Annotated in this window: 13 protein-coding genes; 12 read left to right on the top strand and 1 reads right to left on the bottom strand. The window is 46.7% G+C overall.

Annotated elements, in window-relative coordinates:
* The first annotated feature begins 12 nt into the window (after positions 1 to 12).
* From KGMB01110_RS04500 to KGMB01110_RS04465, 7 genes are all read left to right on the top strand, one after another.
* Entirely contained in the window at positions 13 to 1,194 is a 1,182-nt protein-coding gene (locus tag KGMB01110_RS04500; RefSeq protein WP_119297694.1) for a hypothetical protein, read from the top strand.
* Between the two features lie 88 nt (positions 1,195 to 1,282).
* Positions 1,283 to 1,525: an AbrB/MazE/SpoVT family DNA-binding domain-containing protein gene (locus KGMB01110_RS04495; protein WP_119299081.1), complete on the top strand. Its 243-nt coding sequence runs from the start codon at positions 1,283 to 1,285 to the stop codon at positions 1,523 to 1,525.
* On the top strand, positions 1,525 to 1,830 hold the full coding sequence (locus KGMB01110_RS04490; protein WP_119297693.1) for a type II toxin-antitoxin system PemK/MazF family toxin: 306 nt from the start codon (positions 1,525 to 1,527) through the stop codon (positions 1,828 to 1,830). Before KGMB01110_RS04495 ends, KGMB01110_RS04490 begins: the two co-directional genes overlap by 1 nt.
* Before the next feature lie 321 nt (positions 1,831 to 2,151).
* On the top strand, positions 2,152 to 3,168 hold the full coding sequence (locus tag KGMB01110_RS04485) for a glycosyltransferase family 2 protein (protein ID WP_117889007.1): 1,017 nt from the start codon (positions 2,152 to 2,154) through the stop codon (positions 3,166 to 3,168).
* A gap of 144 nt (positions 3,169 to 3,312) precedes the next feature.
* A complete protein-coding gene (locus KGMB01110_RS04480; protein WP_119297692.1) occupies positions 3,313 to 5,112 on the top strand; it encodes a S8 family peptidase in 1,800 nt (599 codons plus the stop codon).
* Positions 5,113 to 5,265: 153 nt separating this feature from the next.
* Positions 5,266 to 5,628 (top strand): hypothetical protein, encoded by a 363-nt coding sequence (locus tag KGMB01110_RS04475; protein WP_243112665.1) that lies wholly within the window; start codon positions 5,266 to 5,268, stop codon positions 5,626 to 5,628.
* Between the two features lie 333 nt (positions 5,629 to 5,961).
* Positions 5,962 to 7,356 (top strand): alanine/glycine:cation symporter family protein, encoded by a 1,395-nt coding sequence (locus tag KGMB01110_RS04465; RefSeq protein WP_119297690.1) that lies wholly within the window; start codon positions 5,962 to 5,964, stop codon positions 7,354 to 7,356.
* A gap of 101 nt (positions 7,357 to 7,457) precedes the next feature.
* On the opposite strand, the gene KGMB01110_RS04460 is transcribed toward KGMB01110_RS04465, so the two are convergent.
* Positions 7,458 to 11,246, bottom strand: a complete 3,789-nt coding sequence (locus KGMB01110_RS04460; RefSeq protein WP_119297689.1) for an InlB B-repeat-containing protein — start codon at positions 11,244 to 11,246, stop codon at positions 7,458 to 7,460.
* A gap of 340 nt (positions 11,247 to 11,586) precedes the next feature.
* On the opposite strand from KGMB01110_RS04460, the gene KGMB01110_RS04455 reads away from it, so the two are divergent.
* From KGMB01110_RS04455 to KGMB01110_RS04440, 5 genes are all read left to right on the top strand, one after another.
* Entirely contained in the window at positions 11,587 to 13,053 is a 1,467-nt protein-coding gene (locus KGMB01110_RS04455; RefSeq protein ID WP_119297688.1) for an IS1182 family transposase, read from the top strand.
* A 199-nt stretch (positions 13,054 to 13,252) separates the two neighbouring features.
* Entirely contained in the window at positions 13,253 to 13,456 is a 204-nt protein-coding gene (locus KGMB01110_RS15245) for a DUF6198 family protein (RefSeq protein ID WP_330508270.1), read from the top strand.
* A complete protein-coding gene (locus KGMB01110_RS04450) occupies positions 13,453 to 14,718 on the top strand; it encodes an MYG1 family protein (protein WP_119297687.1) in 1,266 nt (421 codons plus the stop codon). The genes KGMB01110_RS15245 and KGMB01110_RS04450 overlap by 4 nt, the downstream gene beginning before the upstream one ends.
* Before the next feature lie 29 nt (positions 14,719 to 14,747).
* Positions 14,748 to 15,629 (top strand): DMT family transporter, encoded by an 882-nt coding sequence (locus tag KGMB01110_RS04445; RefSeq protein ID WP_119297686.1) that lies wholly within the window; start codon positions 14,748 to 14,750, stop codon positions 15,627 to 15,629.
* Between the two features lie 253 nt (positions 15,630 to 15,882).
* Entirely contained in the window at positions 15,883 to 16,215 is a 333-nt protein-coding gene (locus KGMB01110_RS04440; RefSeq protein WP_119299079.1) for a (2Fe-2S)-binding protein, read from the top strand.
* Position 16,216: the final 1 nt, after the last annotated feature.

The following is a 16,216-nucleotide window of genomic DNA, read 5'->3' as shown; positions in this document are numbered from 1 at the left end:
GGAGGAATGTGCATGCAGAGTATGCGCAGTTATGGTGTATGGAAATTAGTGGAACATGACGGAGTAGGTCATCTCTCAGTGGACGAGGTGGAGGGGACTCTTCTGATCTATCGGATTCAGGAGGAAAAATGCATGGAAAAGGAACGGGTCATAAAATGGATTCGTCAGTTGGTGACGCAGTTGGACCTGTACCAGAGAAGCGGGGAAAATCCGGAGCAAATCCGGTGTTATCGGTATCTGAATCCGTACAGCGTACTGATTACGGGGGAGGATCAGGTGATGCTTCTGAATCTGGAAGATCCGCAAAATGAGTTCGTGATGAAGAATATGCAGAAGCGTTCCATGCGGCATCATTTTGTGCGTGCGGTTCAGACTTTCGGAGAAAATTCTAAAATAGCGGTGGATCTGTATGGTCTGGGGAAAACCGTGCAGTTCCTTCTTGCCTGTACAGAGAGTCTGCCGGGATTTCGGTTCTGGGAAGAGTATCAACTGACCCGGTTTATTCAGAAATGTCTCCAGACAGAAGAGAAGAAACGCTATGGAAACCTGAAAGAAGCGCTGAAAGATCTGCCAAAGGAAAAGAGACACAGACGCTTTGGGCGATCAGACCGATCAGGAGGGCGATATATGGAAGCTGAAAGCAGAAGGAAAAAACGTAGATTCGCAGTTGCGGGAATTGCGGCAGTCATCCTGGTCGGGATATTTTTGAGAAAGGAATCGATAGTGACGGGAGAACATGGAGCGTCAGAAAGAAGTATACAAGGAATCGGGGAAAGCAAAAAGACAGGGACAGTAATCTTAGCGGAGCAAGGCGATTTACAGAAGGAGAAACTGAAAGCGGTCTTTGCGGAGAAAGCCAAGGAGCCGGCAGGCGTGGAACAGATTTATCAGGAGTATCAGAAGACAACCTATGATCTGGCAAAGGCGTATGAAGAAGAGGGACGAAAAGAGGAAGCCCTTTCCTTGTATGAAACGCTGGTAAAGTCAGAGTGCACGGAAACGTTGAAAGAAGAAGTTTATTCGCAGAAAATTCGGCTGGAACTGGAATTGGATAAAAAGGAACAGGCGAAGGCGACATTTGAAGAAGGCAAGAAAGCGTTTCCGGAGTCTGAAATATTAAAGCAGTATGAGGAGCGGTTTAAAGGGGAAGAAGCGCAGAAGAATGAGAAAAGTGAAGAAATATCAGGAGTCTGATCAGCGAGTGAAGAAGTGTGTGCAGCCAAAGGTTGCAGAAACAGCGAGATTGGTATATACTATGTATATACCAAAAGGAGTTGATTTTATGCAAACACAAATAAAAAATTGGGGAAACAGTCAGGGGGTTCGCCTGCCAAAACAAATACTGGAAGCGGCAAATATGGAGGTAGATGAAGTGATTGATATTGAAGTGAAAGAAGGAAAGATCATTTTGCAAAAAACATTTCGTCATAAGACGCTGGAAGAACGTGCAGAGGTGTTTGGCGGTGAACTGAACCTGGACGGAGAATATGACTGGGGCGAACCGGTCGGAAGAGAGGTTTGGTAATGACAGAAGCGTTACATCAGGGCGAAATTATAAAGATTGAAAAGATAAGGCATCCGGTTTTGGTAGTCAGTAAGAATTTTTTTAATGAGACCGGAGAAATCATAGGTTGTCCGATATTTAGAGCGGGAACACAGAGTCCGTTACATATTCGAGTACAAACAAAAGAGGTGGAAGGATATGTGCAGTGTGAAAAGCTGGCACTGCTGGATATGCGGCAAAGAGGATTTTCTATGATTGCCTGTATTAAAATGAGGGAGATCATTGAGATTACAGATGCAATTCAGGGTATTTTTGATTATGTCTGAGAAAAAGGGATAAAAAAGAAAAACTCCCCTGAAAAGGGAGGATGCCGGGTAACCGCTTTCGCGATTCCCGGCATGTATTATGAAAAAGTTTATTCAAAATAGTATTGCCTTGGCAGGCTTACTAGTCAGTGGTCTTTCTTTATTTGATGATGTTAGTATATCGAAGAGAAATGAAGAAATCGTGAGGAATAGATGAAAGTTTTTTGAATGACAAATGAACAAATTGTGAACGAAAAGAGGGTTGGAAAATCAGGGGGAGTAAAGTATAATGACAGAGAGACTATGGATAAGAGAAAATGAAGACATTGAGAGGAAAAGAAAATGAAGTATATATCATTTGCAATCCCCTGCTATAATTCCGCTGAATATATGGAACATGCGATTCAGTCTATTTTACCGGCAGGAGAAGACGTAGAGATTATTGTGGTAAATGACGGATCGAAGGATGAGACTGCGGAGATTGCCGCACGCTATGAGAAGGAATATCCGACGATTGTAAAGGCAGTCAATAAGGAAAATGGCGGACATGGAGATGCAGTCAATGTAGGACTGGATCATGCTACTGGTCTGTATTATAAAGTAGTGGACAGTGATGACTGGGTAGACGAAGAAGCCCTGTTCAAGATTCTGGATGTGGTGAAATCATTTGTGGAGCAAAAGAAGGAAGTGGACATGGTGATTTCCAACTATGTCTATGAAAAGGTTGGAATGGAGCATAAAAAGGTGATCCATTATCGAAATGTGCTTCCGCAGAATGAGATTTTCCGATGGGATGATATCGGAAGATTCCATCTGGATCAGTACATTCTGATGCATTCTGTTTTATATCGGACAGAATTGTTGAAACTTTGCCAGTTGCGTTTGCCGAAACATACATTCTATGTGGACAATATTTATGTATATTATCCGTTGCCACATGTGCGGACGTTATATTATATTGATGTGGATTTTTACAGATATTATATCGGAAGAGAAGACCAGTCTGTCAATGAAAAGGTTATGATCAGCCGGATCGACCAGCAGTTGTTTGTGACCAGATCCATGATCGATATGTACCAGTTAAAGAAGATCAAGAGCAAGAAACTGCGGAAATATATGTTGAATTATCTGGCAATCATGATGACGGTTTCCTCGATTCTCTGTATTCGTTCTAAGAATCCGGAGAACCTGAGAAAGAAGAGAGAACTGTGGCAGTATCTGAAGGACAGAGACGGAAAGACGTTCTTAAGGATCCGGTACGGAATCCTTGGTCAGACCATGAATATTCCGGGACGTCCGGGAAGAAAGATTTCTTCGATGGCATATTCTGTGGCGAGAAGACTGATCGGATTTAATTAAGGAAATGATCAAAATCGGGAAACAGGGATGAACCGGGCAATGCAATGTGAAACTACAGTGAGCTGAATCTGTGAAATCAGAACGCACGAAAGACCTGCAATCAGCATAGGATGAAGGAAGAGCTGTGTAAAGCAGGTGAAGCATTTGCAGGATCAGAAGATAGAAAATCTGTTAAATCTTGCGCTGGATGCGACGGCGGAGGAACGAGAACGTTCTTTGGAACTGGATGTGGGCTATGAACCGGCGGAGCGAACATGGGAACTGATCGTAAAATATTCGGGAAGCCTTGAAGCAGTTCGAGCCCTTGGAGCATCCGTAACAGAACTTCTCAATGAATATGCAGTGATTCTGATCGAAGAATCTCAGATCGACCGTTTGTCTGAGATTCCGGAAATTGAATATATTGAAAAACCAAAACGATTGTTTTTTCAGGTGGCAGCAGGACGTGCAGCCTCCTGTATCTTTCCGTTGCAGTCGGAAAGCACAGAAGACAGAGGCAACGATCGCGAGGGAACAGGAAGGAGCAATTTAAAAGGACGGGGCGTATTGGTGGCTGTATTAGACAGCGGAATTGCGTATGAAAGCCGGGACTTTCGTCATGAAGACGGGAGTACCCGGATTTTAAATTTATGGGATCAGACGATACCGGGAAATCCGCCGAAAGGTTACGGGAGGGGAACGGAATACACAAAGGTGCAGATTGACGAGGCGCTTCGGTTGCAGAATCCGGAAGAACGAAGGCAGAGGATTCCAAGTTCGGATTTTTCGGGACACGGGACTCCGGTTGCAGCGATCGCAGCCGGAAATGGGGGAGGGCGTGGAACTGCTTATGCAGGAGTCGCACCGGAATCGGATCTGCTGGTGGTGAAGCTTGGAAATGCAAGACAGGAAGGGTTTCCCAGAACCACCGAACTGATGATGGGATTAAATTATGTAGTAGAAAAGGCTCTGGAGTACAGGCGTCCGGTGGCAGTGAATTTAAGTTTCGGAAATACTTATGGAGCACATGATGGAAATAGTTTACTGGAGCGTTTTATAGATGATTTATCAAATTATTGGAAATCTGTGATCTGTGTGGGCAGCGGAAATGAGGGGAATTCTGCAGGACATACGGCTGTTCAACTGGAAACGGGCCGCTCGCAGGAGGTACAGTTTGCGGTATCGGCAGGAGAACCGGTGTTGAATGTGCAGATCTGGAAAAATTATACAGATGAGATCGAGATTGTACTGGAGAGTCCGTCCGGTCAAAGAGCAGGGCCGATTCAGGAAAGACTCGGAACGCAGCGGCTGACGCTGGATGGCACAGAAATCCTGCTGTACTACGGGAAACCCAGTCCGTACAGTACCAACCAGGAGATTTATCTGGATTTTCTGTCGGCAAATGCATACGTAGCGGATGGAATCTGGAAAATTTATCTGATTCCGCGAAAGCTTGTGCTGGGAACGGTGGCATTCTGGCTGCCGTCACAGGCGGTGTTGAATCGGGAAACTGCCTTTTTATTTCCACGGCAGAATACAACTTTGACCATCCCGTCCACAGCGCAGAGGGTGATCACGGTGGGCGCTTACGATGCCCGGACACTGTCTTATGCAGATTTCTCGGGAAGAGGAAGTGTCAGTCAGCTCGTGCGTGCGGAAGAAACAACAGCGATCGGAGGATGGAAGCCCGATCTGTGTGCGCCGGGAGTGGGAGTCGTAACTCTGGCATCCGCCGGGATTTATCGGGAATTCAGCGGGACCTCCTTCGCGACACCTTTTGTAACGGGCAGTGCAGCTCTTTTGATGGAATGGGGGATTGTGCGCGGAAATGATCCTTTTTTATATGGGGAAAAGGTGAAAGCTTATTTAAGAAGAGGGGCGAAGGCGCTGCCGGAGATGGAGCGGGTGCCGGATAACCGGGAGGGGTTTGGGCGGTTGTGTTTGGAGGGAAGTTTGCCAGGATGATAATGAATTTGCAGACTGTTTTAAAATGTCCGAATCTGAACACTTTTCAAAAAAATGTTGAATTTCGGAATTCAGAGGGATAATATAATGGAATGGAAAATGGAGAGGAATTCCATTATATTATGAAGAGAATTACTAGGAAACAGATAAAACATGGTTGAAAAGCAGGAAAAGCAGGAGGCAGTTCTTGTCGGTGTAGATGTGGGGTCTACCACCACAAAGATAGCTGCCTTTGATGCGGGAGAGGGCGTGCTGATTCCGGCAGAGATTTTACACCATGCAGAGGAAGGCTGCCGGACCTTCGTGATCTTACAGCCGTTTGGTTGTTTGCCGAATCATGTGGTGGGCAGAGGTATCTCAAAAAGATTAAAAGAACTTTACCTGGACGCGCAGATCCTGCCATTGGATTACGATCCGGATGTAAGTTTTGCAAATGTGGAGAATCGTCTGCAGATGCTGATTATGAACCAGAAAGACGCAACGCATTCAAGCCAAAACTCGCATCCTCATGACTGATCAGCGTAGCGATCAGCCGTGGTTTGAACGGTAACGATCCGGCAACTGCCGGGAAAATTCTGGGAATAGAAATAGAGATTCAGGCTTGACAAGAAGGCCGATTTGAACGTATAATACAGAAAAATCAATACATGGAGAAGAAGAGCGATGTTGTTCAAAACATGGCTCTTTTTTGTCGTGTGACCGCCACAGGCGACGGAATGTGTCAGGACACAGTCTTTTTACGCGAAGCGACGAGCCAAAGTCTAAGTTTGCTTAAGCCCTTGACGACCGCATACAATCCCGGAACATGTAGTGAAAGATGGAGAAAGCAGAAGGAAGAAAGGTGAGGGTATGGAAAATTTAAATGCAATCGTAACGGCAGTGGATGATTTCGTCTGGGGACCGGTGATGCTGCTTCTATTGGTAGGAACCGGAGTGTTCCTGACGATTCGGACCGGATTTCTGACCTGGAGAAATCTGGGTTATGCGTTGAAAAACACGCTGAGCAAAGAAGCCAGGACAAAGAGCAGAGGCGAGGGCGATGTGTCCCCATTCTCGGCACTGACGACGGCTCTTGCGGCAACCATTGGTACCGGTAACATTGTAGGAGTGGCAACAGCCATGGTCTCCGGTGGCCCTGGGGCACTGGTCTGGATGTGGATTTCGGCAGCTTTCGGCCTGACTTCAAAATTCAGTGAATGTATGTTGGCAATTAAGTATCGCGAGGTCAACGCTAAAGGTGAGATGAGTGGAGGCCCGATGTATACCATGAAAAAGGGGCTGAAAAATAAAACATTCGGAGCAACATTGGCGTGGCTGTTCGCGTTGTTTGCAGTGATTGCATCCTTTGGTATCGGAAACATGACGCAGGGAAATTCCATTGCCAGTGCCTTACATGCGACCTTTGCCGTTCCAACCTGGATGACTGGAATTATCATTACGATTTTATCTTTGCTGATCATTGTGGGCGGTATCAAATCCATTTCAAAAGTATCATCGGTTGTCGTACCGGTGATGGCGATTTTTTATGTGATCTGCGGAGTAATCGTGATTCTCGGAAATCTGTCCAATCTTCCGACAGGTTTGGCTATGATCTTTAAAATGGCATTTTCTGTCAAGGCAGTCGGCGGCGGAATGTGTGGTTCTATCGTAGCATCTATGATGAGCGCGATGAGATTCGGTGTGGCACGAGGTGTATTCTCCAATGAAGCAGGAATGGGCTCGGCAGCGATCACGGCAGCAGCGGCAACGACCGATAATCCGGTGCGGCAGGGCTATATCAACATGACCGGAACCTTCTGGGATACGATCGTTGTCTGCACGATTACCGGACTGGCGATTGCATCGTCCGGTGTACTTGGAATGACCGATGCGGCGGGAGAACTGCTGACAGGTTCCGATGTGACGATCGCCGCATTTGAGACGATTCTGGGCTCGGCAGGCGGATGGCTTGTGACGATTGGAATCACGCTGTTTGCATTTTCCACGATTTTAGGATGGGAGTATCACGGAGAAAAAGCGTTTGAATATTTGCTGGGAACTCACAGATATAACATGATCTATCGTGTGGTATTTTCGATGGTCGTATATGTGGGATGTACACAGACTCTGAGTCTGGTCTGGAATTTCTCGGATATTGCAAATGCATTGATGGCAATCCCGAACCTGATCTGTATGCTGTTGCTGAGTGGGGAGATTGCAAAAGATATTAAGGCGTTCCAACCAGAAATCCGAGGGAAAAAATGAGCGGTCAGAAAAGAAAAAGTTGGAAGTAGAAAGAAGTATGGAGAGAAAGAAAAGGGAAAAAGGTCTGAAGGAGGCTGGGAATCTCCCAGCCTCCTGATGGCTTATTTCATCCGTTTGCCACGATAGCTGTTCTTTTTCACAACGATCAGTGAACCAAACAATCCAGCCAAAGACAGTCCCATCAGGGAAAGCCACAGCGCCAGATTCATCGTATCACCTGTCTTGGGGGTACGATCCGGCGTACCGGGGTTACTCGGCACGTCCGGGGTGTTCGGCTGATTCGGTGTGACGGGGGTATCCGGGGTGCCCGGCTGGTTCGGAGCTTCGCCGCCGGATGGTTGAGTTGGCGTAGACGTATCCTTTTCATATAGCAGTGCGAACGGAGAGAAGGAGTCAACTGCGAACTTAACGAATTTCTGTCCGCCGATTGTAACCGTTTCACATGTCAGTTCCTCCGGAATACGAGTGGTCAAAAGTTCATTCACATCAGCGTCACTGTCGCGGTCGATGCCCTTAAAGTGGATGATACGGAACTCAGAGTTTGACTTTGCATCGCTGGGGACCGGCCAGTACAGGTTCATTTTCTGACCAGCACCCATGGTAACGTAGGTATTGCCGTTTGAGGTATCAACCAGATCGAGATAACGGAACTGATATGAATACTTGCCTTCGGTGTTGGAGGTTCGATTGATGTACGCACTTAAAAGTGCATCATCCAGACTGTGATCGACCATCAGTTTTACACCGTCAGAGGATGCGCTGATACCGCTGTTATTGATATAATACTGCGTGTCTGTCTGTGCAGTGCTGACAAGCATGATATCCTTTTCCTGCGGATTAACGCTCGGAATCGTGTTGTTCTCGATAGCACGATAAGTCGTATCATTGTTGCCGCGGACCTTCAGCGTGCCAGTGCCCAGCTTGATTGGACGGGTGAAGGTCTGGCCATCCGCGGTTAAAGTCGCCTTGTATATCTGTTCATCCAGCAGACCCTGATACACGCTGATCTTGTAGTTGCGGAACTGGTCGGTGAGCAGCGCCTGAAACTTCGATTCAGTCATGACCGAGCCGTCCGCACCGGTGAACTGTACGCGGGGGACGGTCTCCTCGCCGTCGTCGATCTGGCGGAGCTTGTAGATATAGACCCGACGTCCGTTCTCCATAACATGGCTCTTGCTTTCATCGCTGTACAGCTCCAGACTCCAGCTGCGCATTGTACCGTTGTCGTCGTCAGAGGTCAGTCGTAGTTTGTCGCTCAAATCAACCGGGTTTTCATCTGTACCGCCGAGCATTGTGTTAATATCGTCCGGCAGAGTGATATAGAAACCGATATCCGGCAGATCATTCGCAGCAAACTTGCCATCTTCACCGATCACGCCGTGATAGCCGTCACCGCCGACATAAACCGTCAGGTTCATCGGTGCGATTTTAACGGCATACGCTTCATCCGGCTTCCACTGCGCGTAGACAGTCATATTATTTTTGACATCGGTCGTAGCGGTAAAGGCATCGCCTGTACCGTCCGCCTTGGTATTCCAGCCATTGAACAGGTAGCCGGTACGGGTCGGATTGGTCGTCGGCAGGTCAAAATGGTTTGCACTGCCTGCAACCTTCTCCTGCGACATAATACGCGGAGAGGCTTCGGTATCGCCGCCGTTCTTGTCGAAGATGACGCGGACACCGTTTGCCACCTGCCACATATAGTAATCGTTCGAGCCATTGGCATCGGACATGCGCTTGAGGAACCAGCCGTCTCCCACGGCATCGGCATTGCCCAGTACAAACACATCCTGCGCGGGGGCGTCTGTGTTTTTCTTTGAGAGGATATAGTTGTCACCAAGTGCAGGCTTTTTCAGAGTCTGCCAGTTGGTGGGGTCCACCGTGTTGACCGTGGTGGTGCCGGTGGAAAGGCCGCCGATTTTCAACGGGATATCAGCAGCTGTGTAATTCGTCACGACTGCCGGTAAGCGCAGCTCTGCGTTTGTGCCTGCATAGTTCCCGCCAAACTCAGACGGCTTCATCAACGCCATCATGCCACAGGAACTTACATCACCAGCAACATGAGTTGAACCGTGACCAATATATTTACCGCCTGTCCCAACTGTCATCGTCCCTTCAATCGTGACATCATAGGCCGCTGCTCTCGAGCTGTTGGTAAAAAGCTGTTCCCATGTACCGTTTACGACCACATTGCCAGACAGTTCCATATCGTCTAAATCATCGGTTTTGAGAATACTGCCTTCGTCAACTGTCAAACTGCCTGTGAGCCATAAGCCGTTTAATTTCACATCAGAATTGTTGGTCACATGGGTATGCGTGGATGATTGAATAAACGGAATTGTTGCAGTACAGTCGGTCAGCGTAACAGCTACATTCTCCGGGGTTGTGTCATAATTAGAAGTAGAAACCACACCAGTGCGGATTTTCGGACTGCCTGTAATTGTAATCTGAGAGCCTTCATTGATTTGCTCAAAGTTTGTCAGTTGGATGATATTTACATCGCCGCCATCCACATTGATGGAGCATTTACCATTGATTATACTGCTGTAATTTGCATAAATATCGCCTTCATCGTAATCTTCATCTTCATAGTACGAATTTTTCAGCTCCGCATTCACTGCATTGATCGTTACATTACCAGTAACATTAGAGCGATCCGCCCCGGTTATATCTTCCACATGGGAGCCGTGCACGTTAATCGTAATGCTGCCGCCTACGTTACCGCGCAGGGCTCCGTAAATGTTTGGCAGATCATACGAGTCGGGCTCAGTTCCTTTGTCCCATGCCCATACATTTTCATAGGTGTCGATTACAATATTGCCATTGATGGCATAATTGCCCACAGCACCGGGCATGGCTGCAAAAAGATGACCTGCGCCGACAATCGGCCAGTTGCTACCTAACCGAAGAATCCGATCGGTATTCTCATAAGCAGGATTACCTGCAATGATATGCAAATTACCACGAATGATGGATTTATCGACCGGCTCCTCCGTACCGACAATGCCCGCCACACAGCCTGCACGAACATCCAGAGTAACATCCCCCTTCATTTCGCAGCCGTATGTGCCTTCAATTGCAGGAGACGCGGTACTACTTTTGTTGTCATAAATCAGCGTAGCATTGCCGCCAACATAGACATCGGGCACATCCCTGCCATCGCCGCTGCTGCCGTCGCCCGTCATGCAGCCGGGGTTCAGATGGTTGCCGCTCTGCATTTGAATATCGCCCGTGATTTCCAAATAGGTGTCACCCTCAACGGAGCCTTGATAGGAGCCGCCGATCACATCGTGCAGACCACTAGAAGAGGACGGGTTGATAGAGCCGCTGGCGGCAATCACCACATAGGTGCTGTCTACTGTTGTTTTGTAGCCGCCGCCGTAGAGTGTTTCGCTTAAATGGATCTGACTGTTTTCCGTAAAAATTGTATGATAGCCATTGCAGAACAGTCTGCTGCCGGTCACATTGACATTATCAAAGGTGCAGTCACCGGTCAGAACACCATAAGAAGGAAAGGAGAGCTTCTTCATTTCTCCCTCGTCGCTTTTCACAGTAATATGCTTGCCATTCGCACCAAAAAATGAAATATATCCGCTTGTAGCGTCGTTGGGAAGCGTTACATCCGCCTTCAGTACAATGGTCGCTTCATCCTCGGCTCTTGTCGCAATCTGCGTCAGCGCGTTGCTGAGTTCAGCTGTAGTAGATACTTCATAGCTTGGTGCGGTGACAGTCGACTGCTCCGCATCCTCCTCTGATTGAGGTAGGATCGTTTGGGTTTCACCGGTGTCAAGTGCTTCAGCATTCGTATCATCCGCCGCAAATGCGGCTGTTGGCAATGATGCGAGTAGCATTGCCGCTACTAACAACCCTGATAGGATTCGTTTTTTCATATTGATTTTTCCTCCTATTTAACGATATCAACCAGTCAAAGCACTGATGAACAGCGCATATTAACAAAAAACAAGACGTAAAATGCAGAGAACACCTCATAATTTGCGTTCTGTGGTACTTTATTGCATAACGTCTGAATATCCACTATTTTTACGTTGAAATTATAACATTGCAGTATACCGCTTGCAACAGCTATTTCACAAAATCGACGAGAATCTATAACCTGTCACATTACCTCGGATTTTTCACGTCAATTTGTGAGGAATTGCGCTACGACGGTGTTTTGAACTGCGATAAATCTCACAAAATGAAAGTATCAAAATAAAGGCGGTGTTTCCTATGATGACACAGAATGCAGATAAGAAAAGAGAACAGATTCAGATGTTCTGCATGGATGACCTTGTTCCGCAGGATCATCTGCTGCGCCTGATTGACCAGGCAATCGACTGGAGTTTTATCTATGAACTTGTGATCGATAAATACAGTGCAGACAATGGTTGCCCCAGTATGGATCCGGTCATGCTCATTAAAATTCCATTCATCCAGTATCTGTACGGCATCCGAAGCATGCGCAAGACAGTAAAAGAAATCGAAGTCAATGTCGCATACCGATGGTTCCTCGGTCTGGAAATGATGGACAAGGTTCCCCATTTCTCTACGTTTGGAAAGAATTATACCAGACGCTTTAAGGATACTGATCTTTTTGAACAGATCTTTTCCCGTATCCTGCAGGAATGCTATAAATACAGACTGATCGATCCTTCCGAGGTCTTCGTGGATGCCACCCATGTAAAAGCACGGGCAAACAGCAAAAAGATGCGGAAACGGATTGCAGATGAGGAAGCACTGTTCTTCGAAGAGCAGTTAAAGAAGGAAATCAACGAAGACCGGGAAGCGCATGGGAAAAAGCCTCTGAAAGAAAAGAAGGAAGATCCCAAAGATCCCCCCTCCTGTGGTGGCAGCTCTGATGGAAAAGAAGAAAAAACGGTCAAGGAAAGTACAACGGATCCGGAAAGCGGATGGTTCCGAAAGGGTGAGCATAAAAATGTTTTTGCGTATTTCGTGCAGACAGCCTGTGACAAAAACGGATGGATTCTGGGTTATAGTGTAAATCCCGGCAATCAGCATGACAGCCGGACATTTAAATCCCTGTATGATAAGATAAAAGACATTGGCATTCAGACACTGGTAGCTGATGCAGGATACAAAACACCAGCGATAGCAAAGTTACTTCTGGATGATGGTATCATACCGCTTCTACCGTATAAACGCCCCATGACCAAAGATGGTTTTTTCAAAAAAGCCGAGTATGTGTATGATGAATATTTTGACTGCTATGTATGCCCGAATGATCAGGTGCTGGCTTATCATACGACGAACCGTTCCGGATACCGGGAATACAAGAGCTGCGGAATCGTCTGTGAAGGATGTCAATACCTGAAGCAGTGCACAGAAAGCAGGGATCATGTGAAGGTAGTGACCCGGCATATCTGGGAGCCGTACATGGAAAAGTGTGAGGATATCCGGCATACGATTGGGATGAAGGAAGTGTATGCGCAACGGAAAGAGACCGTAGAGCGCCTCTTCGGAACAGCAAAAGAAAACCACGGATTCCGCTATACACAGATGATAGGAAAAGCCCGGATGGAAATGAAAGTCGGGCTTACGTTTGCCTGCATGAATCTGAAAAAACTGGCAAAGATGATAGCCAGGAAGGGAAAAAGGGGAGCCCAAAAGTGTTTTGTCTACAGTCTGAAAGGTCTGAAAAGACCTTTTTTTCTTGCAAATTTTGGACGAGAGGGATAAACTTAGAAACTAGACTGAGCGGAACTGGGTTGAGTGAGGAAACCGGTGAAAGAAGTTGTGAAAAAGAAATGAGCCGAAACAAAAAGAGCTGACATGAACGAAATAAAAAGAAAAATAGAGAAAAATAGAAGAAATATGGAAGTAGAAAGAGAAACAAGAAAGGAATACAGAAAAAACAGATGAGAGAAGACATGAGACAATTGAAACAACAAAAAAGAAAACAGCAGAGAGCCTTTCGGTTATCCGTGGAGAACTGGCATTATTGGTGGTGATTTTGATCAACAGCCTGGGTGTAGTACTGATGCTACATTCCGGTTCCGGAATCTCAGCGATTTCCAGTGTACCATATGCATTTACGATGGGAAAAGTGATTGGCTGGATGGGAGAATGGAGGAATCAATGAGTAAATTAATAGAAAGAATCAGAAAACAGGGGGCTTCTGCTTTTACGCACAGTGGGAAATTCCATGCAGACGATGTGTTTTCGGCTGCATTGCTATTATATCTGAATCCGGAGATTCAAATTATCAGAGGAACGAAGGTGCCGGAGGATTATGATGGAATCGTATTTGATATCGGAAGAGGAGAGTACGATCATCATCAGAAGGACAGCCGTGTAAGGAAAAACGGAACTCCCTATGCGGCCTTTGGTCTGCTCTGGGAAGAACTGGGAGAAGAAATCCTGGGGAAAGAGCTGGCGGAGAAATTTGATGAGTCTTTTGTGCAGCCGCTGGATCTGAATGACAATACGGGAGAAAAGAATGAACTGGCCACTCTGATCGGAAACTTTAATCCGACGTGGGATGCGAAAGGCGGCAGTGATGAAGCTTTTTTCCAGGCGGTCAGTGTGGCGGGAATGATTCTGGAACATAAATTTGAACGGTTTCAGGGAAATGAACGCGCAGATCAGAGAGTGGAAGAACTGTTGGCGGATTGCAAGGAAGGAACAAAAATCCTGGTACTTCCGGAATTTGTTCCCTGTCAGAAACGCCTGTCGGAGACGGAGATTGCATTTGTGATCTTTCCGTCCAATCGCGGAGGCTACTGTATTCAGCCTCAGAAAAAAGAGTATTCTTTGAATTATAAATGCAGCTTTCCGGTGGAATGGCTGGGACTGGAAGGAGAAGAACTGGTAAAAGCAACCGGACTTCAAAGAGCCGGGTTCTGCCATAAAGGCGGATTCCTGATGACAACGGATACACTGGAGGATGCGGTAAAAGCCTGTGAGATCAGTCTGGCAGAATTTCAGGAAACACCGGTGATCGTCTGTTATGGAGCGACGCGTGAGGACGAGGCGGAAAGCAGGAAGTCGGAGGAAAATGGTGTGTATGTGAACCGGAAAGACAGCGAGATTGAACAATTGCTGCATCAGCTTCCGAAACTTCAGGCAGCGAAGATTGTCTTTCTGGACTTCCCGGAGTTGCCGGAACTGGAAGTACGGGGGATTTACGGAGAAGTTGCCATGGAAAAACCGGAGTGGAAAGCAAGAATTAAACAGGAAGTGAAACGGATTCTGAAATACAAGCCGGAAGCGGTTTACGTGGCAGATTGCCTGTTTTTTGCATATCCGATTGTACACAGCCTGCGGAAAAAACATGTTCCGGTGCTTACGCTGGTGGAAACAAATGGGGAGAAACGACTGGTTCGGATTCCATCCGGATCGTAAACAAAGCTGAACAGTAGGAGAAAATGGGAATGACAAGGGAGAAACAAAGGATTTTAGGGCATGTGATGGCATGCGGAACACAGATCATGTGGGGTGCAACTTTTGTGTCAACGAAGGTATTGTTGGAGCAGTTTATGCCTTCGGAAGTGTTGTTTACCCGGGCGGTGCTGGCTTTTCTGATGCTGTTCCTTGTTTCGCCGCATCCGTTAAAACTAAAGAATCCAAAGCAGGAAGTAGCATTTATGGGCGCAGGACTGTTTGGAATTGTCTTGTATTTTATGCTGGAAAATACGGCACTTTCCATTACGTATGCCTCAAATGTCGGGATTATCGTAGCCTGTGCGCCGTTTTTCGTGGCAGTTATGGTGAGCATCTTCTTTAAAAGTGAAAAAACAGGTCTTACATTCTATCTGGGGTTTGTGATCGCAATCGCGGGAGTGATCCTGATCAGTTTAAACGGACAGAAGAGTCTGAACTTAAACCCGTTGGGAGATGGACTGGCTTTTCTGGCGATGATTTCCTGGGGTGCCTATTCTGCATTGATTAAAAAGATCGGAGAGTGGGATTACCCGATCATTGCAACGACCAGGAGAGTCTATTTTTATGGAATAATTTTCCTGATTCCGGTTCTGATCGCACAGCATGCATCCTGGGCTTTGCAGGTGATGAGAGAACCGAAGATTTTTCTGAATTTCCTGTTTCTCGGGATCTGTGCCAGCGCACTGGGATTCCTGCTCTGGAATCTGTCAACCAAATGGATCGGAGCCATCAAAACCAGTGTCTATATTTATGTATCGCCGGTGGTGACGGTGGTATTGTCGGTTCTGGTGCTTCATGAGAAGATGACCGTGGTGTCCCTTCTTGGATCAGGACTGATCTTTGTGGGGCTGATTCTTTCCCAGAAAAAGTAGAGAATAAAGTAGTATCGTTTTTTACAATACATTTTTCGCAAAGTGGAGTATCATGCAAATAACTTCAAAAAAGAAATCTTTATAGTCAGTCAAGGGCGTCTGCAGATGGTATGCAGGCACCCTTTTCTTGTCAGATGAGGAACCGGAGGATGAGTTTGCAGAAGTCTTTGGTAATTGCATACGATCCCGGAATGTGAATGAGAGTTCTTCCGGCGATTATTATCTGGTAATAAGAAAAAGAAAGAGGGCATGGATGATGGGAACACGAATTACGGAACATCCGATTTTGGGAGAACCTAAAAAGGGAAAATTAGTTCATTTTACATATGACGGTCAGAAGCTCCAGGGATATGAGGGAGAACCGATCGCAGTGGCACTGAAAGCAGCGGGAATCATGATCCACAGATACACCAAGAAGGAGCACACACCAAGAGGAATCTTTTGTGCCATCGGAAGATGTACAGATTGTGTCATGGTGGTGGATGGAGTTCCGAATGTGAGAACCTGTGTGACTCCTTTAAAAGAGGGAATGAAGATTCAGACACAGTATGGAGTATCGGCAGAACCATTTGAAAATCAGAAGTAGG

Origin of the sequence: Mediterraneibacter butyricigenes (genome assembly GCF_003574295.1) — a bacterium.
In the GTDB taxonomy this organism is placed as follows: Bacteria; Bacillota; Clostridia; order Lachnospirales; family Lachnospiraceae; genus Mediterraneibacter_A; species Mediterraneibacter_A butyricigenes.
The sequence above is the reverse complement of the archived record's forward strand: the minus strand, read 5'-3'. Positions and strand labels throughout refer to the sequence as shown.

Coding starts and splice junctions, on each gene's coding strand:
- KGMB01110_RS04500 (WP_119297694.1), top strand. CDS start 13: ATGCAGAGTATGCGCAGTTATGGTGTATGGAAATTAGTGGAACATGAC.
- KGMB01110_RS04495 (WP_119299081.1), top strand. CDS start 1,283: ATGCAAACACAAATAAAAAATTGGGGAAACAGTCAGGGGGTTCGCCTG.
- KGMB01110_RS04490 (WP_119297693.1), top strand. CDS start 1,525: ATGACAGAAGCGTTACATCAGGGCGAAATTATAAAGATTGAAAAGATA.
- KGMB01110_RS04485 (WP_117889007.1), top strand. CDS start 2,152: ATGAAGTATATATCATTTGCAATCCCCTGCTATAATTCCGCTGAATAT.
- KGMB01110_RS04475 (WP_243112665.1), top strand. CDS start 5,266: ATGGTTGAAAAGCAGGAAAAGCAGGAGGCAGTTCTTGTCGGTGTAGAT.
- KGMB01110_RS04465 (WP_119297690.1), top strand. CDS start 5,962: ATGGAAAATTTAAATGCAATCGTAACGGCAGTGGATGATTTCGTCTGG.
- KGMB01110_RS04460 (WP_119297689.1), bottom strand. CDS start 11,246: ATGAAAAAACGAATCCTATCAGGGTTGTTAGTAGCGGCAATGCTACTC.
- KGMB01110_RS04455 (WP_119297688.1), top strand. CDS start 11,587: ATGATGACACAGAATGCAGATAAGAAAAGAGAACAGATTCAGATGTTC.
- KGMB01110_RS04450 (WP_119297687.1), top strand. CDS start 13,453: ATGAGTAAATTAATAGAAAGAATCAGAAAACAGGGGGCTTCTGCTTTT.
- KGMB01110_RS04445 (WP_119297686.1), top strand. CDS start 14,748: ATGACAAGGGAGAAACAAAGGATTTTAGGGCATGTGATGGCATGCGGA.
- KGMB01110_RS04440 (WP_119299079.1), top strand. CDS start 15,883: ATGATGGGAACACGAATTACGGAACATCCGATTTTGGGAGAACCTAAA.